At 41.8% G+C, this 21,313-nt stretch carries 17 protein-coding genes; 8 read left to right on the top strand and 9 right to left on the bottom strand.

Annotation, left to right across the window (positions count from 1 at the left end; translation table 11 throughout):
* Positions 1 to 287 precede the first annotated feature (287 nt).
* Positions 288 to 1,139 carry a MurR/RpiR family transcriptional regulator gene (locus ACIFOD_RS17270; RefSeq protein ID WP_430315650.1) on the top strand — a complete coding sequence of 284 codons (852 nt, stop codon included), beginning with the start codon at positions 288 to 290 and terminating at the stop codon, positions 1,137 to 1,139.
* Positions 1,140 to 1,688: 549 nt separating this feature from the next.
* Entirely contained in the window at positions 1,689 to 3,098 is a 1,410-nt protein-coding gene (locus ACIFOD_RS17275; RefSeq protein WP_430315651.1) for a sodium:solute symporter family protein, read from the top strand.
* 62 nt (positions 3,099 to 3,160) lie between these two features.
* Here ACIFOD_RS17275 and ACIFOD_RS17280 read toward each other — a convergent pair whose 3' ends face one another.
* From ACIFOD_RS17280 to ACIFOD_RS17290, 3 genes are all read right to left on the bottom strand, one after another.
* The gene (locus tag ACIFOD_RS17280; protein ID WP_430315652.1) at positions 3,161 to 4,483 is read right to left on the bottom strand and encodes an aspartate aminotransferase family protein; all 1,323 of its coding nucleotides are present in this window, start codon (positions 4,481 to 4,483) and stop codon (positions 3,161 to 3,163) included.
* Positions 4,484 to 4,534: 51 nt separating this feature from the next.
* Positions 4,535 to 5,920 carry a YjiH family protein gene (locus ACIFOD_RS17285; RefSeq protein WP_430315653.1) on the bottom strand — a complete coding sequence of 462 codons (1,386 nt, stop codon included), beginning with the start codon at positions 5,918 to 5,920 and terminating at the stop codon, positions 4,535 to 4,537.
* Between the two features lie 132 nt (positions 5,921 to 6,052).
* Entirely contained in the window at positions 6,053 to 7,423 is a 1,371-nt protein-coding gene (locus ACIFOD_RS17290) for a sigma-54 interaction domain-containing protein (RefSeq protein ID WP_430315654.1), read from the bottom strand.
* 723 nt (positions 7,424 to 8,146) lie between these two features.
* On the opposite strand from ACIFOD_RS17290, the gene kynU reads away from it, so the two are divergent.
* Positions 8,147 to 9,430 carry a kynureninase gene (gene kynU, locus ACIFOD_RS17295; RefSeq protein ID WP_430315655.1) on the top strand — a complete coding sequence of 428 codons (1,284 nt, stop codon included), beginning with the start codon at positions 8,147 to 8,149 and terminating at the stop codon, positions 9,428 to 9,430.
* Positions 9,431 to 9,455: 25 nt separating this feature from the next.
* Positions 9,456 to 10,079, top strand: coding sequence for an arylformamidase (gene kynB, locus ACIFOD_RS17300; protein WP_430315656.1), 624 nt, complete (start codon positions 9,456 to 9,458; stop codon positions 10,077 to 10,079).
* A 174-nt stretch (positions 10,080 to 10,253) separates the two neighbouring features.
* Here kynB and ACIFOD_RS17305 read toward each other — a convergent pair whose 3' ends face one another.
* Complete coding sequence (locus ACIFOD_RS17305) at positions 10,254 to 10,346, bottom strand: putative holin-like toxin (RefSeq protein ID WP_220154057.1); 93 nt, start codon at positions 10,344 to 10,346, stop codon at positions 10,254 to 10,256.
* Positions 10,347 to 10,610: 264 nt separating this feature from the next.
* Here ACIFOD_RS17305 and ACIFOD_RS17310 point away from each other — a divergent pair, with 264 nt between their 5' ends.
* On the top strand, positions 10,611 to 10,751 hold the full coding sequence (locus tag ACIFOD_RS17310; protein WP_187443189.1) for a hypothetical protein: 141 nt from the start codon (positions 10,611 to 10,613) through the stop codon (positions 10,749 to 10,751).
* Positions 10,752 to 10,972: 221 nt separating this feature from the next.
* Here ACIFOD_RS17310 and ACIFOD_RS17315 read toward each other — a convergent pair whose 3' ends face one another.
* Entirely contained in the window at positions 10,973 to 13,225 is a 2,253-nt protein-coding gene (locus tag ACIFOD_RS17315) for a UvrD-helicase domain-containing protein (protein ID WP_430315657.1), read from the bottom strand.
* Between the two features lie 255 nt (positions 13,226 to 13,480).
* Between ACIFOD_RS17315 and ACIFOD_RS17320 the strand changes: the two genes are divergently transcribed.
* On the top strand, positions 13,481 to 13,717 hold the full coding sequence (locus ACIFOD_RS17320) for a hypothetical protein (protein WP_430315658.1): 237 nt from the start codon (positions 13,481 to 13,483) through the stop codon (positions 13,715 to 13,717).
* A 916-nt stretch (positions 13,718 to 14,633) separates the two neighbouring features.
* Here ACIFOD_RS17320 and ACIFOD_RS17325 read toward each other — a convergent pair.
* Positions 14,634 to 15,158: a GNAT family N-acetyltransferase gene (locus tag ACIFOD_RS17325; RefSeq protein ID WP_430315659.1), complete on the bottom strand. Its 525-nt coding sequence runs from the start codon at positions 15,156 to 15,158 to the stop codon at positions 14,634 to 14,636.
* Between the two features lie 200 nt (positions 15,159 to 15,358).
* Here ACIFOD_RS17325 and ACIFOD_RS17330 point away from each other — a divergent pair, with 200 nt between their 5' ends.
* Complete coding sequence (locus ACIFOD_RS17330; protein ID WP_430315660.1) at positions 15,359 to 16,972, top strand: amidohydrolase; 1,614 nt, start codon at positions 15,359 to 15,361, stop codon at positions 16,970 to 16,972.
* 98 nt (positions 16,973 to 17,070) lie between these two features.
* Here ACIFOD_RS17330 and ACIFOD_RS17335 read toward each other — a convergent pair whose 3' ends face one another.
* Genes ACIFOD_RS17335 through ACIFOD_RS17345 form a run of 3 tightly spaced genes read right to left on the bottom strand, consistent with a single transcriptional unit; the run spans position 17,071 to position 20,787 of the window.
* Positions 17,071 to 18,204 carry a DEAD/DEAH box helicase gene (locus ACIFOD_RS17335; protein ID WP_430315661.1) on the bottom strand — a complete coding sequence of 378 codons (1,134 nt, stop codon included), beginning with the start codon at positions 18,202 to 18,204 and terminating at the stop codon, positions 17,071 to 17,073.
* Between the two features lie 15 nt (positions 18,205 to 18,219).
* A complete protein-coding gene (locus ACIFOD_RS17340; protein ID WP_430315662.1) occupies positions 18,220 to 19,566 on the bottom strand; it encodes an ATP-binding protein in 1,347 nt (448 codons plus the stop codon).
* A gap of 60 nt (positions 19,567 to 19,626) precedes the next feature.
* On the bottom strand, positions 19,627 to 20,787 hold the full coding sequence (locus tag ACIFOD_RS17345) for a cation:proton antiporter (RefSeq protein WP_430315663.1): 1,161 nt from the start codon (positions 20,785 to 20,787) through the stop codon (positions 19,627 to 19,629).
* Between the two features lie 182 nt (positions 20,788 to 20,969).
* On the opposite strand from ACIFOD_RS17345, the gene ACIFOD_RS17350 reads away from it, so the two are divergent.
* Entirely contained in the window at positions 20,970 to 21,275 is a 306-nt protein-coding gene (locus tag ACIFOD_RS17350; protein ID WP_430315664.1) for an AbrB/MazE/SpoVT family DNA-binding domain-containing protein, read from the top strand.
* Positions 21,276 to 21,313 lie beyond the last annotated feature (38 nt).

The following is a 21,313-nucleotide window of genomic DNA, read 5'->3' on the forward strand; positions in this document are numbered from 1 at the left end:
TTGACGGCAGCTTGGCTGCCAGATTTTTTTATAACGATTGATCCTGACTACCCGGGAAAGTAAAACGTTTACACTTTTCTCTATGTAACTTCTACTCTCTGACCTACTAAACGGAAATGGCTTAAAGGAAGTTCATTTCGCAGTTTAATATAATCAGGAAAATTATTTTCTGTATATCTCTATTATAAAAAATATTTTTCTTTTTGCAACCGTTTACAGAAATTATTTTTATTTTTCTATTATTCTTGTATAATAAAACTATGAAAACCCTTACAGGAGTGATGTCTATGAGTCAACATCAGCATTGTTTAGCCAGTATACGCTCACACTATCCTCAATTTAGCGTGACCGAGAAAAAAATTGCCGACTATATACTTGAAAATCCAACCGAGATTATACATTCAACGATTAATGGTTTGGCAGAAGATTTAGGAGTCGCGGACTCCACTGTCTTCCGTTTTTGTAAGCGAATCGGCTTTAAAGGTTATCAAGCGATGAAAATTGCCCTTGCCTCAGAAATCGTGACGGGGCTTAAGGACATACACGAGCGGGTTGATGAAGGGGACTCTGCTCAAACCATTGCCACAAAAGTATTCCGATCCAATATCAAAACCATTGAAGATACATTGATGGTAGTAGATGAGAAAAAGTTAACAAAAGCTGTGGATATAATGACGAATGCCCGATCAATCGAATTTTTCGGCAGTGGCGGATCAGGCGTCATCGCCCTTGACGCCTATCATAAGTTCATTCGAACTGGTCTCCGTGTCCATGCCGCAAGCGACAGTCATATCCAGCTAATGACCGCTTCCCAAATGACGAGTGAAGATTGTGCCGTATTTATCTCCCATTCCGGTTCAACAAAAGATATTCTCCAGGTTCTTGATATTGTCAAGGAAACCGGGGCCAAGACGATCTGCATAACCAATTTTGCAAAATCGCCTTTGAGCCAAAGAGTCGATACATCGCTTTTCACCGTGTCAGAGGAAACCGACTATCGATCAGAAGCACTTTCCTCCCGTATTGCTCAATTAACATTAATCGATGCCCTCTACGTTAATTTGATGATGCAAAGAGAAATGGAAGGTCAGGATGCACTTAGGAAAATGCGCAAGGCCATTTCGGTTAAAAGGCTATAAAAAAGGTCGATCAGTGAAAACTGATCGACCTTTTTAATGTCATCATTAACTATTACCCAACTACCAATACAGGTATTTATGCTCACTCACTCAAAGTGAATAATAGGTATAAAGATTCATTTTAATGTTTTTTTAAGCGGTGATTTATTTTAAATTTCAAATAATTCCTTCTATTCCTGTACCTATTGACCCGTATAGGCTTAGTAACTATCCCACTTTTTCCCATAACGGGATTACAAGCTGAAAATCTTGTCAAATCAAACTTTCCAACGATTTTTTATCGAAATGAATATATGCTAAGGTTAATGAGAAATGTTTTTACGTGAGACAAGCATTCATGAAAAACATCACAACGAAAGACATTTTCAAAGCCTCTAACAACCTCTAAACTTTTTTCGGGTAGTTTTAGTATTTTAATTGGCAGGTAGAACCTTTCTACCTCATCCAGGCTAAAATGTGTTTATCTTCTCACCGGTGATTAAATTGTGATTAAGAAATGAATCAACGTTCTCTCGCGTGAACAAATACTGTTCAGGAGATGATCGTTTTATGGAATTACAACAAAATCCACATTTACTATGGTTTATAGGGATATATGCGGTACTTATGATTGGGATTGGTACGTATATGTCTAAGAAAGTATCCAGCAGTAATGATTTTATATTAGCTGGAAAAAGTCTTGGTCCATTTGTATTGATGGGTACATTGCTTGCAACTTGGACTGGAAGCGGAAGTATTTCAGGGGGAGAAACATCTGTCGCATATAGCTTCGGAATCATTCCTTCGTTAATGCTTATGATTCCGACTCTTGTGGGGATAGGGATCCTTTACCTCGTTGCACCTAAAATCCGTGCATTCAGTAAATATACGGTTTCAGCAATCCTGGAAGAAAAGTATGGTTCCACTGCACGAAATCTTTCAAGTGTCATCATTATCTTAGCGTATGTAGGAATTGTTTCTTATCAGATGAAAGGTTTCGGTTTTATTCTAAATTTAACAACAGGCATGTCTGTTGGTCTTGGTACGACCATTGGAGCTGTCTTGATCGTTTTTCTAGCAATGATCGGCGGCTTGCGTTCTGTATCTCAAACAGATGCACTCAGCGGTTTTCTTATGGTCGGTGGTTTAATCATTACCGTTCCAACCATTTTCTTCATTGCTGGGGGATGGGACGAAATTGTTAAAAATGTCCCTGCATCCCATATGTCAGCTACGGGCAACTTATCCATCATTCAATTGATTGGTTATCTATTGCCATCTCTATTCTTATTGTTGGGTGACCAAAACATGTACCAGCGTCTGGCTTCATCTAAAGGGGATTCTTCATCAAGAAAGGGACAAATTGGATGGCTTATTGCCATGATCATCATTTCTCCCGCCATCTCCTTAATCGCCTTCGCATCCCGTTCTCTATTCCCGGATATCGATCCAGGAATGGCGTTAATGGCCACGACAATTGTGATGCCGATTGGAATCGGGGGAATCCTTTTGGCAGCAGCGGCTTCCTTTATCATTACCACAGGAAATTCGTATCTATTGTCTGCTGCAACGAATCTGACTTATGATATTTACGGTAAATATATCAATCAAAATGCTTCTGATGATAAGCAGTTGAAAATCACCAAGATGTTCATTGTTGTCCTTGGTGCTTTAGCATTCATTATCATTAATTACTTCCCAAGCGTACTGGATGTTCAAATGTACGCTTACACTGTTTATGGTGCAGGCATCACTCCTGCTGTTTTAGCCGTATTCTTCTGGAAACGGGTGAATGCTGCCGGAGGCGTTTCTTCCATGCTTGCAGGGGTAGTTTCCACATTGGTTTGGGAGATTGTCCTTCAGAAACCATTTGACCTGAACAGTGTCGTCATTGCTGTTCCGTTAGCCATTATTGTGTTGATCGTCGTGACTCTTATGACATCCAACAAGAATGATGCTCAATTACATCAAACTGCATAATGTCATGGTAAAAAGGCCGGATTCAAGGTACAGTCATGTACCTCGAATCCGGCCTTTAACGTTTAATCGAAATGCCTCATCAATGTAGCCTCATACTCACTCAATGCTTCATCCAGCATGCTAAGTCCAGTATCTATTTGTTCCTTTGTTACAGTAAGCGGTGGAATCATCCTGATCACTTCACTATGATTTCCGCATAGATAGAATAATACGCCTTTTTCCAAAGCACGATCCAGAATATCCATTAAGCCTTCCTGATTTGGTTTTCCTGTTTGAGGATGAACGATTTCAATGCCGATCATCAGTCCGACTGATCGAATGCTCCCGATCACGCTATGCTTCTCTTTCAAAAGCTCGAGCCTGGAAACCGCATAAGCACCCATTGTTTTCGTATTATCGAGAAGATTTTCTTCCTTCATGACTTCTAATGTAGCAAGTCCAACGGAACACGCAATCGGATTTCCACCAAACGTCGTCCCATGGCTCCCAAGAGGCCATTGTTTCATGAGCTTATTCGATGCGACCGTCGCGCTCAAGGGGAGCCCCGAGGCAATCCCTTTTGCAATCGCCATAATATCCGGTGTTACATCGAAGGTTTGAGCCGCAAACCAATTCCCCGTACGTCCAAAGCCTGTTTGGACTTCATCGAAAATCAGTAAAATATCGTGACGATCACAAATCTCCCTTACTTTTTTGAGCCATGCTTTCGGAGGAACGATGTACCCGCCTTCACCAAGGACGGGTTCTAATATGATACACGCTACCTCTTCAGGTGTGACCTGATGATTAAAGAGAGTTTCGAAATCCTTTTCAAGCTTCTCAACCACATACCGGACCGAGTCAAGTCCCTCAGGACACTCTCTTTCGTTCGCATATGGAACCTGATAAGTCAGGCCTGATGGCTGCATAAACTTTCGATACTTACTTTTAGAAGTCGTGACACTTAACGCACCAAGTGAACGGCCGTGAAAACAGCCGGTAAAGGAAATGACATAAGGACGCTGCGTTACATATTTCGCAAGTTTGATTCCCCCTTCGATCGCTTCCGTCCCACTATTGGCAAAGAAGAAACTATCTAAATCTCCTGGAAGAATCTCCGCCAGCTCATCAGCCAATCGAAGGATCGATTCATACATGATGACTCCTGAAGGACCGTGCATCAGCCCATCTGCTGCATCTTTAATCGCTTGTACAATCTTTGGATGACGATGTCCAACATTCGTTACGGCAATTCCAGAGGTGAAATCAAGATATTTCTTTCCGTCCAACCCGTAGTAATAGCACCCCTCTTCTTTTACTACCGGTAAGTTCGGGTGATCCTTTGCCATACTGGGTGCCAGACGATTAGGCATATTTTGAATAAGCTGTTCAAACGTTCGTTCCATTCTAGTAACCTCCATATATGTGACTGACAAATTTGTTTTGTATTAATTCTCTTACATAAAGAAGAAATGAGCCAATAAAGCGACGATAGGTAAAGTAATAATCGTACGTTGGATAAAAATGATGAATAAATCTAAAAAGCTGATCGGAATCTTGGATTTGATTAATAGAATACCAATCTCAGACATGTAAATTAATTGAGTCAAAGACATTGCGGCAATGACGAATCTAGTTAACTCACTCTCAATTCCGCTCCCTACAACAGCAGGTAAAAACATGTCTGCGAAACCAACGATCATGGCAGGAGCCGCATCTGCCGCCTGTGGAATTTGTAATAACTCTAATAGTGCAACAATCGGATAAGCCAATATGTCAAACACTGGAGTATATTCCGCTACCACTAAAGCGATAGTTCCAAGGGCCATAACTAAAGGAATAAGACCAAACCAGATATCCAGGACGTTCTGGAATCCTTTTTTCGTTACCTCTCCGACACTTTTCACCTCTGATGCTTTTTCCACTGCTTTTTCAAAGCCCCATTGAAAACGGGAAACATTTTCAGGAACGGTTTCGGAGATTTGCATGCCAACCGGCTCATAATAGGTGTCTTTCTTCCGTGAAAGAGGCGGGATACGCGGACATATGACCGCAGCTGCTATCCCTGCAATCACCACTGTCCCATACAGTTGAACAAACATTGATTCCAATCCGATGAAGCTGACAATCACAAGACTGAAAGCGATCGAAGCAACGGAAAAGTTTGTCGCAATGACTGCTGCCTCCCGTTTTGTGTAGTAACCCTCTTCAAATTGTTTCGTTGTAATCAATACGCCGACGGTACCACTTCCCATCCAGGATGCAAGAGCATCGATAGATGATCGTCCCGGTAATTGGAAAAGCGGCTTCATGATTTTCTGCAGCAGAGTGCCGAAGAAATCCATCAATCCAAAATCTAAAAGCAGAGGCATCAATAAGCCTGCAAATAAAAACCAAGTGGCTAAGACAGGAACTAACGAATACAATACGGTTCCTCCCGTAAAGTCAGAAATTATCCACTCGGGACCACTCCCATTTACCGTCATCACCGCAAATATCGAACCGAGGACACGAACAGCGATCCAAAAGTATCCTACGTCGAATAGTCCTTTTAAAAATGATTGATTAACAATCCATTGAGGTTTAAAAACTTTTGTATAAATAGCCATAAGAGCTGATAAAGCAAAAACCACTGTCATGAATAATGGCAGTACACCTTCGAGCATTCCTTGAAAATAAGAAGCAAAGATCCCGACCCCGATTGTCATATTGCCTTCATACGTAACAGGCACAAGGAACAATAGTACCCCTAACAAGGACGGAATGATAAACTTTATTGCTTCCCTTGACGTTTTGCCTGACCGGGTTTCTAATTGACTAACATTTTGTTTTCCGACTTCCATTGTCAAACACCCCTTTAAAATTTATCCATAACCCCTAAACATTCGAGAACCACTTTTATGCGTCGTAATAATATCCCCCTTCTACCTTTCAGTTCTTTTCACCTTATTACTTGCAAGTTTCATGCCAATATTTTATTTTATTTTGTATTTTTTAAGTTTTCTGACTATTGATGGTTGACTGATTCCCAGGTTTTGGGCCATTTGCGTAGTAGTCTTATGCTTCTCCCTCGCATTCTTTAATACCTGTTCTTCGACTGACTCAAGAATGTCTTTTAATGATTGACCATTGTACTCAAATCCTGAAATATCAGCACTATGCTTTATGTATGGACCAGGGAGGTTTTCCATTTCAATTAATGGCTTGGAAGATGTCACAATCAGCCTTTCAATTATATTCATTAGCTCTCTGACATTCCCTTTCCAATCTTGGATCAACAACTGGTGAACAACTCCTTCATCCAGCTCTCTTTGGCGCTGATATTTTTCACAAAAATGATTTACAAAGTAATCGATCAACGTAATAATGTCTGATGTTCTCTCTCTCAATGGAGGAATCGTAATGGGAACCACATTCAAACGGAAGAATAAATCCCTCCTGAATTCTCTCTCCTCTACAGCCACCTCTAAATCCTTGTTCGTAGCTGCCAGAACCCGGAAGTCAACCTTCCTTTGCTTCGTACCGCCTACGCGATAAAATTGTTTCTCCTGAATGAACTTTAGAATTTTAACCTGGTTTGATAGAGATAGTTCCCCTATTTCATCTAAAAACAGGGTGCCGCCTTCAGCGAGTTCTGCTAATCCTACTTTCCCTTTGCGGTCCGCCCCCGTGAAAGACCCGGGTTCATACCCAAAGAATTCTGCTTCAAATAATGAGTCTGGTATAGCTCCACAATTGACCTCAATGAACGGGCCGGCTTTTCGTTGACTTTTGTTATGTATGAATTTCGCGATATGGGACTTACCGACACCGGATTCTCCCAGTAGGAGGACGTTCACATCGACTTCTGCTACTTGCAGGGCAACCTGTAACACCTTTTTCATCTCATTACTCGAGGCAATGATCCCTTCCGAATAGTAATGACGGCTTCTAAGGATTTCAAGCTCGCTTTTCACCCTCTCCATCTCATCTTCCATTTCAGTTAAATACTTTTTCATATTCAATAATTCCGTTACATCATGGGAATAGCTAACGATTCTCACTAGTTCTCCGTTTTCATCGAATACCGGAATCCCTGTAACGAGCAGTTTCTTGCCCTCTTTACTCGTCTGGACCAACGTTATTTTTTTCTTTTCTTTTAGAACGATCGGAGTTAATATCGGAGAAAAAACCCCTTCTTTTTCCAAATCATATACAGATTTTCCTACCATGTCTGCCGAATTCACGTTATAAATATCCCCGGTTGCGTCACTCACTTTCAAGATAATCCCATCTGTATTGGTTACTAAAATATCATCTTGCAGCGAATGAAGAATCGCTTCATTTTCATTCCAACTTTTTTTCATTTCAGTCACAGACAGCATCCCCTTTGCAAGTCTTGAAATTATTCAATAATGAATAATTATCCTGATAATTTTTATATTAATTCATTTATACCAAAGTTTTTTGACTTTTTATACATTTTTGAATAAATTATTCAAAAATAAATATTTTTACTCAACTCATTTGTAGGAGGCTGACTACTTCTATTCAAGATAGCAGTAGTTGATTTCCGCTGCAGGTGCTCGCTTTCCGCGGGGCGGGCGGTGAGCCTCCTCGGCTTCGCCTGCGGGGTCTCACCTCTCCCGCTTCTCCCGCAGGAGTCGAGCACCTTCCGCTCCAATCAACTTTCTAAGCATGAGTTTTCATTATTGCTAAATAAAACCAAAATATTTGAGGAAATCACTTCTCTATTTCTTTTTTGTTAATTACTAGTAATTCAATTTTCTTAAGGTTGTTTTCACCACTTTTAAACTCAGTCATTAGAAACTCTTATAGATGGTGAGGGGAACTGCGCAGACTCCTGCGGAGGCTCGGCCGTACGTCCGCGGAAAGCGGAGCAGTTCCCCTCACCATCTAGCACACTCTGGTTGACAGGACTCATAGCAATTTTAATGACGTTAAACCACAAATATTGATGAATAGAAACTACAAAAAAAACCATTATACTTTGACAGAACTAATAATTATTTTACTATTCAAACCATTTCGATTATCATTTTGGTAAGACTGTTTAAGGTGGGATAGGGATGACAGATGGAGAGAAGTTGACGTTGGAACATGCTAAAGAACTGGACAGGCAGGATTCATTGGCCCATTTCCGGAATGAATTTTACATAAAGAAAAATCACTATTATATGGATGGGAACTCCTTAGGCTTATTATCAAAACGAGCAGAGAAGTCGTTACTTACGTCATTGGAAGATTGGAAAGAACATGGAATCGATGGCTGGATGGATGGCCAGGAGCCGTGGTTCTATTATTCTGAGAAACTTGGCGAAATGACGGCTCCTTTAGTGGGGGCAGAAAAGGAAGAAGTGATTGTGACGGGTTCCATTACGACGAACCTTCATCAGTTACTCGCCACATTCTATCAACCTGATGGAAAACGCACCAAAATCTTAGCTGATGAATTGACTTTCCCTTCGGATATTTACGCGATCCAAAGTCAGCTGGAGTTAAAAGGCTACAACCCTGATGAACATCTGATTCAGGTAACAAGCAGAGACGGATACACATTAAGAGAAGAGGACATCATCGGGATGATGACGGAAGATATTGCTCTGATTCTATTACCATCCGTTCTCTATCGAAGCGGACAGCTCCTGGATATCAAGCGATTGACGAGTGAAGCCCATAAACGTGGCATTGTGATTGGATTCGATTTGGCCCATTCGATTGGGGCTCTTCCTCATCAATTACATGATGACGGAGTAGACTTTGCCGTGTGGTGCAATTACAAATATTTAAATAGCGGGCCGGGTGGTGTAGGTGGATTATTTGTTCATAACAGGCTTAAAGGGAAAAAACCTGGCCTTTCCGGATGGTTCAGCTCCCGTAAGGATAAGCAGTTTGATATGGATCATACGTTGAACCATGCAGATTCTGCAGGTGCCTTCCAAATTGGGACCCCGCATATATTAAGCAGTGCTCCTCTACTCGGCTCGCTGGAGTTATTTGAAGAAGCCGGCATTGAGAATCTGAGAAAAAAATCCCTTTCTCTCACACGATTTATGATGGATCTATTTCAACAAGAACTTTCACAGTACGGGTTTACAATCTGTAATCCACTTGAAAATGATCAGAGAGGCGGGCACATTAGTTTAAAGCATGAAGAGGCAGCAAGAATTTGTAAAGCCTTGAAAGTGAACAAAGTCACACCTGACTTCCGTTCACCAAATGTGATTCGACTGGCTCCCGTCGCTCTCTATTCTTCCTATGAAGATGTGTGGGAGACCATCCAAATCTTGAAAACCATCATGGACAAGGAAGAATATAAGAAGTTTGAAAATACGCGGAATGTTGTAGCATAACTTCTTTTAGAAAGGAGGAGACCGTTTGAAGATCATTGATATTTCCCGCCCTTTGCACAATGATACTCCTGTTTGGCCGGGGGACACTCCCTTTTCTTTCTCATTGAATTGGACGAAGGAGGAAACGGAATCCGTGAATGTCGGTCAGCTAACCATGAGTTCTCATACTGGAACACACGTCGACGCCCCCTTCCACTTTGACAATGAGGGAGAGAGAATATTGGACCTGCCATTAGAGAGGTTTGTGGGACCGGCCATCGTTGTATCGGTGGAGAATGCTGCAGAAATAAGCAGTGAACTATTGGAAGAGGTCGACTTGTCAGGAGTTAAGAAGGTACTTTTCAAGACGAATGCCTGGAAGAATCCTGAGGAGTTTCCCGAACGCATTCCACCCATTGCGAAAGATCTCGCACCTTTTTTGAAGGAAAAAGGTGTTGACCTGATTGGAGTGGACCTTCCTTCAGTGGATCCATTGGATAGTAAGGAGCTGAATGCTCACCATTCATTACGGGAACATGACATCGGAATATTGGAAGGGATTTTCCTTGACCACGTAGAGCCTGGACGATATGAATTGGTGGCCCTTCCCCTCCCACTTAAAGAAGGAGATGGATCTCCCGTCCGAGCCATTTTAATGGACCAGACATGATAAGATTCCTTTACAGGTTTTCCCTTCATTTTGTATAATATAATAGAAAAGTTCATTCATTAAATACAGAGTCCTGGCTGCCACCAGAACTCTGACAGTATACATTGCCGTGAGCAATTTTATCCTTAATAAAATCGAAGTAACCTTTCCCTTGCAGTTGTCATAGTGGGTGGGTTACTTCTTTTTTTGTTGCGTGACTGCGATTATTGCTACTGTTAATGTACCAAAGGCAATCATCAATTGTAGTACGTCTGCGGTTTCGATCATTCCTGCTCATCACCTCCCATCTTTAGGGAGCTGCCTCTTGCCCACCCAGCTATGTACACCGTAGATTCATTTTAACATAAAAAACGAACGTATGTTCTATAATTATGAGCATATTTAGAAAATAGTTCCTTTTTACTGAATTAACCCTGCCTATAAATTGTTTTCAATCGCATATATTCCCTCCCCCTATTCATAGACTAACGATATAGATGTTTAAAATGGTGAAAATTGGACCATAGCTAATTTTAAAAAGGAGGCGGCACAATGGGAATCACAATCACTTTGGGTTTAATCGTGATGCTGGGAATGATTTTGGGTATTCTTATTTATTTCTTAAGACAAGCTTTGGATTCAAATGATTCGAAAAAGATTGACTCTCATGACCATGATCATTTTTCTCAATGATGGTTTGGTCTTTCAATGACCGCTAGCGAAATTTGTCATTTTTTGCAGAACGGTCGATATCTTGAAAATACGGTTGATAAAATGAAAATACGGTTGATAAATCCTAATAAAAGTTGATATCTTTCCATAAAGGTCGATAAATCCGTATAACGGTTGATATCCTTACGATCAGCAAAGCAAAAAGCCCGGGCATCCTCCCTTTCAGGACGCTCGGGCTCTTTTCATTCAGTGATTTCCTTTTCGCCAAGCTTCATTGGACTTGAGCAAAGGGGACAAACCTTGGATTCCGTATCCTCATGTGTTTCCGGTCTCTGCCAGGCAATGCACTTGGTGTTTGTGCAAACCCAGGCCAAGATCTTACTCACCTTCCCACTCCTCGCCTTTTTATTTGTTTTCGGCTGATCCGTGTGGGGAGTGTTCGTAAATAAGTCTGCAATAAAACGGGAGCATTTCCGCTGTTCACCTTGATAATAGGCAGGAGAAGAAATAAACAATTTCTCTTTTGCCCTCGTGATGGCGACATACGCGAGCCGTCTTTCTTCCTCTACTGCACCCAAAGCCTTTTCTTTCTGATTCGGATCTTTGTACACCTTATCTTCAAGCTTATTGGCATTCAGTGCTGAGCTGTGGGGAAGGTTTCCTTCAATGGCGCCGATTAAAAACACGACGGGGAACTCCAGGCCTTTGGAACGGTGAATCGTCATTAACGATACGCTGTTTGTGTTCTTCTTTTGACTCTGATTTGAATAGATTTCTTCATACTTTGCTTTCATTTCATCAATAAAGGTAATAAAACTCGAAATCGTATCAAAGCGCTTCGCCGATCCTTCAAGCTCGTCCAGCATTTCTTTGATGAGTTCCTTCTGTTCTGTTACCACATGTGATTCCTGGGCATCAATGTATTGATGATAGAACTCTTTCCTGATCCGTTTAATCGCAGCTTCCGGTGACTGGTCTCCGATCGACTTTAGAAATTTCATCCGTTCTTTTATATTCTTTACCTGAAACGGCTTCAATCCTGATAATGTCGTTAAATGGATAAGAGGATATTTCTTTCTCTCCTTACGATCTTCCTCCAGAATATGAGCCATCCCCCGGTCCCTTCTTATAAAAAGAGTCGGCAGCAGTGATTCCATGGCTGAAAAGTTCCTTGGAACCATCGATAACCGCAGGTAATCCACCACCGGTTTCACCGTCCAGTTTTCATAGAAGAGGGAATCCTTTTGATTATAAGGAGTGAAAGGAATTTCCTTTAATAGCAGTTGCTCAAAGACCGCCCGCCCGCTGCTCATCGTCCGGTGAAGAATCGTCATATCCCCGTACGTATAGCCTCCTTCTATTAACTGATGGATTTCTTCTGTGATCCAAACGGCCTCTTCATCTGCAGTCGCTGGCCTTGAATAAAGCGGCTGTTGTCCTTCCACCTTAGTGGCGATGAGCTCTTTAACACGACGGTGTTCATTCTGTCCGATCACTTTATTACCCAACCCGATGATATAGGCATCAGACCGGTAGTTCTCTTTCAAAGTTACAACCCTTGCATCCGGGAATTCTTCATCAAAATCCAAAATAAATTCGTTTCTGGCGCCGTTGAAGGTGTAGATCGTTTGGTCATCATCCCCTACTACGAACAAGTTCCGATGAGCCGCAATCAGCTTCATAAGCTCATATTGTACAAGATTCGTATCCTGGAATTCATCTACCATCACGTACTGGAAACGGTGCTGTAGAGAGGTCAAGAGGTTAGGATTCGAAAGTAATAATTGATATGCCTCTGTCAGAATATCATCGAAATCCATTTTATGATTCATCCGCTTCCACTCTTCATATTTTAAGAGAATGTCACGCACTTCTTTTTCTGATTTTGATTTCTGTGGAAGCTCCCTGATATCTTTTTGGTTCAACTTATAATGAGAGAGTTTTGCGAGGAGCGTCTCTGCATCATAAGGATCATATATCTTCATTTCTCTCTGAATCTGCTTCAAGATAATTTGTTTATAGCGCTCGTTCCCGATCACTTCTTGTGTGTAGTGACGGGATCTCAATAAGTAAAGGAACAGGGCATGAAACGTACTGGCATGAACCTGTCCGCCAGCTTCCGTCCCCGGCAGGCTTGAAATCCGCTGCTTCATTTCTTCCGCCGCTTTCTTAGTAAATGTCACCAGTAAAATATTCTTCGGCTGAATATTTTTCACGCTCATCAAGTAGCCTGCCCGGCAAACGAGGACCGTCGTCTTTCCAGTCCCTGCACCAGCCAGGGTTAAGCACGGTCCCTTCACATGGCGCACAGCCTCTATTTGAGAGGCATTCAAGTGAATGCCTGCTTCCTCCATCGTCCGAAAGAAAAAAGAATCCTCTTCATCGGAGGATATCAGTTGTTTCGTCGTTTCCCCTTTATGGAGTGGCGCTACCGGGATTTCCTTCTTTTCCGCTTCATATGGATAAATAGAATAGTTGGTTAATACTTTATTCAAAGCTCATTCTCCTAGCTTTTCTTTACGATTCATAACCTTCTCATCATAACAAGAGCCCTTCAAAAATAGCAATGACAATCTCAGGATGATAGGGATGGACTACTGGATATATAAATACTGTTAAACGATTGTTTAATCCCTTGAACCCTAGTAGAATAAATGTTTTGAAGTACTAATCAAACGTTTGTTTAAATCCGATATGCTCCCCGAGGATTAACATATTGATAGAAAAGGTAATAGAACATTAGGTGATAAATGATGAATCTAACAAAATGGGGCTTTACCCGCTTCAACAGCATAAAAGCAGAATTCGATCACTTCCCCCACTCCCTTGTCATCCTCAGGAAAATCAGGAACTATTACTTCGTAAATAAAGTTCACTGGTCCCACCTTGATTCCGTCGTGGAAACACATCATCTTGAAGAAATGGAACTGCTTGTGAACCGGGAGCTGGATTCGGAGAAGTACTATCTTAATAGAAGATTGGATTAATGGCAATTTTTTCGCAAAAATAGTGAATTTATTTTTAATTGGAGAGGTACTACGTTCTGTTCCTATGTAGAATGCCTGCTTTTGAAGTGACGTTTAATACTTTTGTTAAATGATTTTTAGTGTTTGATCTATCTACTCCTTTTTCTTATAAGTGACAAACAATGAAGAAGCAGAGAGTGGATTGGAGCGGAAGGTGCTCGACTCCTGCGGGAAAAGCGGGACAGGTGAGACCCCGGAAGCGAAGCTGAGGAGGCTCACCGCCCGCCCCGCGGAAAGCGAGCACCTGCAGCGGAAAGGAACGGTCCTTGTTTTATTGAAACCACTCATTTTGAAGCTACTACTTACTTTTCCTAAGAAATTTAAAAAACAAGAAAGATTGAGATAAAGTAAGATAACCCACTATTTCATCGTAAAAAACAGCCCAAATCACATTATATTGATTATTCTGAACATTTGCATTAATTTTAGAATTTGTTAATATATAATTAATAAAAGATTTACAAACACAAAACTTTAAAGGAAGGCGTGATTCCAATGAAGTAAGCTAGCAAAGCATGTCAGCATCACATCTCGCTTTTGAGATCGGCCCGTGAAAACTGATTTCAAGATGTGTGGATATGCGGGAATGCGCAATCTTATTTCAGGAGATGATTCCAATGAAGAGTGTAAGCGAAGCATGCTAACATCATGGTACGCAAGAAGATAGCCCGTGAAAACTATCTTCGTAACATGTGGGCGTGTGGGAAAATCAGCGGCAAATGAAAATAAACTAAATAATACATGCAATACCATTAATTTAAATGAATGTTAAGTATGTGTATTAGTAAGAAAGGATAGTAAAGTTAATTGAATAAGGTTTACTTAAGTTAAGGCGCTGTTTATGTGATATAGGCATAAGCAGCGTCTTAAATTTTGTTTAAAACTCTTCTTTTAACAGGGAACAAACAGCTGCATCGCAAAAGATACCCTTTTCAAATGCCGCTTTTCTCAATACTCCCTCGAACATGAATCCTGCTTTTTCAAGACATTTCTTTGAAGCCGTGTTCTCCGGATCATAAAAAGCTTCTATTCGATTAAGGGACATTTCTTCAAACCCGTACTTCAAGGTAGGTCTTAACACCTCGGACATAACCCCTTGTCTCCAATAGTCTGGATGGACCTCAAATCCCACCTCGGCTTTAAAGTGCTCTTTTTCCCACTGATGAAAACCGCAGCTTCCAATGATTTCGTCTGTGTCTTTTAAAGCAATCCCCCATCTGATCCCTTCATTTTCCTGAAATCTCCCATTCCATCTGTTGATGATTTCAATGGCTTGTTTTTCCTCTTGAAACGATTCTAAATCATAATATCGAGTGACTTCATCTTTTGAAAAATAATCAAATACTCGGGGAGCATCTCCTTCTTCCATCTTTCTTAAGCGGAATCTTTCAGTTTCAAGCACCGGAAAGGTTCTTGTCAGCATAATCATTCTCCTTTTCTTCTTGTTCTCTTTTACTATTCAACATTGAATTTTTTAATGCCTTCTTTAAAATTGAATTTCTCATAAAATCTTATACTCGTGATTAGAAGCGTTGGTTTGTATTCTTTCCTTATTCTGGTTACAATCGATTTAATAATATGAAAAGGATTGGAGAAGCGATGTTGGATCATAAAGCTCATAAAATCATTGTAAGTAAGGTCATATTTACGGGAAATGCTTTATCCCCTTTTGATGGGTTCGTGGCCGTTCGGGATGACCGTATTATTGGAGTAGGTCCCCGCTCAGAGATGGTGAGCTTCATAGGACCGTCTACAGAAACATGGGATGTCGGAAACCGCCTGGTGACGGCAGGGTTTCATGACTTCCATCTTCATTTGTTTTTAGGGGCAATGTTCGAGGGATTCTGTCAGCTGACATTCGGTCATACAGAAGAAGCGACGGCAAAAATGGTTGCGGAGTATGCAAAGGACCATCCAGATGAAGAATGGGTCCTTGGATTCGGCTGGCATCACGTGCGCTGGCCTGGTCAGGCTCTTCCCTCCCGTCACTCTCTGGATCAGTACATTCCCCACCGTCCTGTTGTGCTTCTGAATGAAGAAGCTCATAGCGCTTGGCTGAATACAGCTGCCCTTCAGAAATTAGGGATTCACCGTGATACACCCGAGCCTCCTTTTGGAAAGATTGAAAAAGACGAGCATGGGGAGCCGACCGGCTTTTTGTATGAGACGGCTGTTCAGTATGTAATTGAAGCTTTTTCGTTTGATGAAAAAGTGAAAACCAGGCTGATGAAGGGGATGCTGGCAAAGACTTCATCCTACGGCATCACCTCTGTTTCTGATATGCTTCCTCTTCCCGGATATACTCTAGGGGATCCTGCTTTCTATAGGACCTTTGAGGAAAAAGGAACGCTGACGACGAGAATTCATTTTTTGGATGTTTTGGACGGAAACCTTGAGCGTGGTGTTCAATTCAGGGAAAAGTATCAATCCGATAAGCTTCAATTTTCCGGCTTGAAGCAGTTCCTGGATGGTGTCCCCCTCACCTATACGGGCTTTTTGCTTCAGCCGTACTCTGACCGTCCTTCAGAAACCGGCGGCACGATTTATGATTCTCACGTTTACCAAAAATGGATTGAAGACGCAGACCGGGAAGGTTTCAGGATCCGCCTGCACGCATGTGGAGACGCGGCGGTCCGGTTGGGCCTGGATTTGTATGAGCACGCCCGGAGTGTAAACGGACCACGGGATTCCCGCCATACAATCGAGCATATTGAAGTTTGTGATCCAAGTGACTTCGAGCGGTTTGAGAAATTAGGAGTCATTGCATCCATTCAGCCTGAACACCTGACATCAGGGTCTATGGATACCCATGCCTATTTAGACAGGCTGGGTCCTGAAAGGGCTCGATTCACTTGGCCGATCGGATCCTTGCAGAATCACAGGGCCAGTATCGCGTTCGGAACGGACTTTCCGATTGTGGACCTGAATCCCATGCTTAGTCTTTACCGGGCGGTTACACGTAAACATGAAGACGGCACTCCACATGGAGGATGGAATCCTTACGAGAAAATTTCAATGGCACATGCCCTGATGCATTACACGAAATCCCCTGCCTACGGAAACTTCAGAGAGCATGATTTAGGAACGATCGAAGTTGGAAAGAAAGCTGATTTAGTCGTCTTGGATCGAAATCTCTTTGAAGGGGAAACGGAAGAAATACTGGAGACTGGTGTTTGGATGACCATGATGGATGGTAACGTTGTGTACGGCAGATAGCGTTGAAATTTGAAATGGGCATAAATCACCGCTTCCTGCCAAAAAACAGAGGTCCGTCCCTCAAAACCTGGGGACGGACCTCTCTCTACCTATTTATCTTATTTTTGTTCTGGTGCTTGAAGTCCCCCACCACGAATGGTTTTTTCCTGGAATGGGAGATTGAGTTCATTGCTAAGTTTCTCGAGGAAGCTCAGTTCGCGTTTGGATACGAGGCAGATGACGGTTCCTTCTGCTCCCATGCGCCCGGTTCTTCCTGAGCGGTGAATGTATTGTTTCGTATCGCTTGGAAAGTCGTAATGGACAACGTGTGTGACGTCTGTAATATCCAGACCGCGTGCTGCGACGTCTGTTGTCAGAAGCATGGACACTTTTCCTGAACGGAAGCGGTCCAGTGATTGCTTACGCTCCATCTTGTTTGATTCCCCTGCCAGCACTTCCAGTTCGACTCCCTTATACTTCAGCTTTTCTTCTATTTCAGAGAGCTTTTCCAATTGATTAAAAAAGACAAGGGCCTTAATTCCTTTGAAGTAGGAGATGCTTCTTAGAGCTTCCATTTTGTCTCGCATCTCACTGTATACATACACATGATCCACTTTCGGGTTATCGAGATTGGCTTCCATTTTGACGATTTCATGGTTTTGCAATAGGGATTCTGCTACGTGCTCGGTTTCGTCTGATAAAGTGGCCGAGAAGAATAAAACTTGACGCTCTTTTAAAGTTGACTTGATGATATCCCCTACTTCACGGATATGTTCTGATGAGATCATTAAGTCGAACTCATCGACGACGATGGTTTTCACTTCGTGCATCTTCATTTTCTTCATTTTCATCAGTTCGATCAAGCGACCCGTTGTTCCCACTACAATATGCGGCTTTTTCTTCAGCTTCTCGACTTGCTTTTTAATGTTTGCCCCTCCAATGAAGGCAGCACTCGTGACGTCGGTTCCCTTCGCCCACTTCTGGATTTCCTGGTGGATTTGCATGACAAGCTCCCTTGATGGAGCAAGTATCACAGCTTGAGCCTGTTTTCTTGATGGATCAATGGCCTGGATGATTGGAAGTAGATACGCAAGCGTCTTCCCTGTTCCAGTCGGTGACTCACAAACAATATCTTTCCCTTCCATGATGAGAGGTACCACACGCTCCTGTACAGGAGTTAAAGAAGTGAATCCTGATTCTTCCCAGTTTTTTTGGATTGATGGGGTATTGATAATAGTTGAAATTGAGTTCATTCTATTAGTCCTTTCTTAATCGGCAGAGGCAGCAGGAATCTCTTCGTCAGCGATCGGCAAGCTGATTTCCACTGCGGTTCCTTTTTCTTTTTCACTTTGAAAGTGTATATGTCCATTATGTCGTTCAATGATCTTTTGACAGACGGCCAGTCCCAGGCCCGTTCCTTTTTCTTTCGTTGAATAGAATGGCTCTCCGAGGTGGCCGATCCTCTCCGGTTCCATGCCTACACCGTTATCCGCAACGATAACATGGACGTCGTCGCCTCGGGTGACCAATGTAATCGAAACAATTCCATCCTTGTTATCAGGTATGGATTCAACTGCATTTTTAATAATGTTAATGAACACCTGTTTGAGCTGATTTCCTTCACCCAAAACGTACAAAGGCTTTTCCGCCAGGTTTTTATATTCAATGGATACATTATCAAAATGAGCCTGTGGTTCCATCAGCACCAGTACTTGTTTCAGGATATCATCCAGTTTTTCACGACGAAGGTCGAACTCCTGCTGTTTACCCAGTATCAGCATCTCCCCTGAGATCAAGTCTATCCGATCGACTTCAGAGAGCATGATATCCAAATGATCATGGTTGATTCGATTACTGATTTGCATAAGCTGGATGAACCCTTTAAGGGACGTAAGGGGATTACGGATTTCATGCGCAACGGCCGCAGCCAGCTGGCCAATGACAGAAAGCTTTTCGGATGCTATCACCATTTCTTCATTTTCCCGATGAAGTGTGATATCCCTGGCAATGGCAAACATACCAGTCACTTTTCGATTAACAATAATCGGTACAAGTGAACAGCGCAGTATTTTCCGGTTGTTATTGGCTAAATGAATGGTCGTTTCAAAGGTTGACGCCCAACCTTTGAAGGTTTGGAAGAAGTACTCCGTTACTCTTTTCATCTCGACTTCATCCAAAAATTCGCTGAATTTCACTTCTTTTAACTCTTCATGAGTTGATTCCAGCAATCCTTCAGCTTCAGAGTTCACAGATACCACATTGCCATCCAGGCTAAGTTCTAAGACTGCATCCGAATTTTGTTCAAATAGAGAATGATAATGCTGATTCCTTATTTGAAGCTGTCTCTCTTTTTTCTTCAACTTTTCATTCGAGATTATTAATTCACTGGTTCTCCGATACACCAATAAAAAAATGATCATACCTGTTACAAGTGTAAATAGCCAGCCTTTATAGCGCTGAAAATAAATATACATGCTGAGCTTTTCATGAGCGATGATCATGGAAAAATAGTCCGATAGTATAATCCACAGGATGCCTAATAATACATAGGTGACGGAAATTCTTAAGGCAATGTCTTTTGCTTGTTTCATCGTTGATGGTTCACCTAAATTCAAAATAGTCTTTCTCCTATGGTTTCTCAGTTCTTACCAATTTATCATAAATTCTTTGAAGACTTATTTTCCTTTCAAAAAGAAAGTCATCAAAGGGTAAATTCCTATGCTTTGTATGATGAGAGAGAGCAGGATGACACCAAATGTCAAGGAATGGAGCAGCTGAGGTCCTTGTCCATCTATACTCAGTAATAAAGCAACAGACATAGTTCCTTTAATACCGGACCAAGTTAATATGAATACTTCCTTCCATCCGTACGTTTTTCTCCAAGTTTTTTTCATTTTGACAACACCAATAATAATAACATAGCGAACCACCAAGGAGAGAATAAATAGGAAGAAGATCCACCCGATTAATGAGAAAGACAAATACTGTGTCGCCTGAATCCCGATTAATAGGAATAAAAAGGTGAGAATGGTCGGTTCCATGACAGTCCAGAAACCATCCAGATCCTTTCTAAAATGATGTTCCTTAATCGTTCTTCCGTATTCATACGAGAGCATGATCCCTGAGAATACAGTAGCCAGTACGCCTGAAACACCAAGCTCTTCCCCTATGTAAAAGGTTCCATAAGCAAGAATGATGCTAAGCATGATCTGATATCTGGAATCTGTTGTGAAGTGGATGGCTTTACTCGCCAGCCAGCCGAGTGACACACCAATGGCGATTCCTCCTACGGAAACCAACAGAAATTCCAAAAGAAAAGAAGGCACTGAAATGGTTCCTTCCCCAAAGTAGACCCCTGCCACAACCGTAAAGAGCACGATGCTTGTCCCATCATTGATCATTGACTCACCTTCTACAACATCTGCTATGTCCTGGTGATTGGAAGATTCCTTTAATATAGACTCAACGGACACAGGATCCGTAGGTGTCAGGATCGTAGCGACTAATAGAGCTTCTACAAACGAAATGGAAAGCCACGGATGCAAACCGTAATAAAAGAGCAGGCTCATCAGAAGGGTCGTAATGATGATTCCCACTGTACTAAGGATAGATATGATTCCAACATGCTTTTTTAAGGCTTTGGTTGAAAATTGATAGGCGGAAATAAATAATAAGGATGGTAGAAACCATTCAAAAATGATTTCTTTCGTTAAGTTGACGTCAGAAAAAGCAGGTGCGTACGACAGCCCTATTCCAATCAGAAGTAAAACTACTGAAACAGGAACATTCTTTTTCTTTTTATCAATGGTAAAAACACTGTAGCCGATTACAAGCAAAAACAGAATTTGAATTGGATCGATGATTCACACCTCCAAACCAGGGGTTTATACCTTTTTATTCCACTGACACATTCCCATTAAACACACCCCAACCTTCTTCCTATTTTTTCAAAATTGTGTTTATTTTTCATGTAAGAGGAAAAAAGAGAAGCAATGATAGTGAAGGCAGGTGATGCTACATGTTGAGCACGATATATGGTAGCAAAATATTCAGTAAAAGCGGTACGATTACCCTCCCACACAAATGGCGAGAACAGTTTGGACTGGTTCCAGGAAGACTTGCAGAACTCGTCTACCAAAACAACTGTATATATATTAAGCGAGCGGTCAAAGACTCTACTCATAACAAGCGCTACGTCTCTGAAAAAGGAACCGTCCACATCCCAAAAGAACTTCGCGAAGAAATGGGCATGGCCCATCAATCACCCTACTACCTGATCGTAAATGAAACAGATAATTGTTTTATGATTTCAAGGGAAAAATAGCCATTCGAACCAAGCTCTTCCCTCCACCAAACAAGGTC

The organism is Rossellomorea sp. NRS-1567, assembly GCF_050467885.1.
GTDB lineage: Bacteria > Bacillota > Bacilli > Bacillales > Bacillaceae_B > Rossellomorea > Rossellomorea aquimaris_C.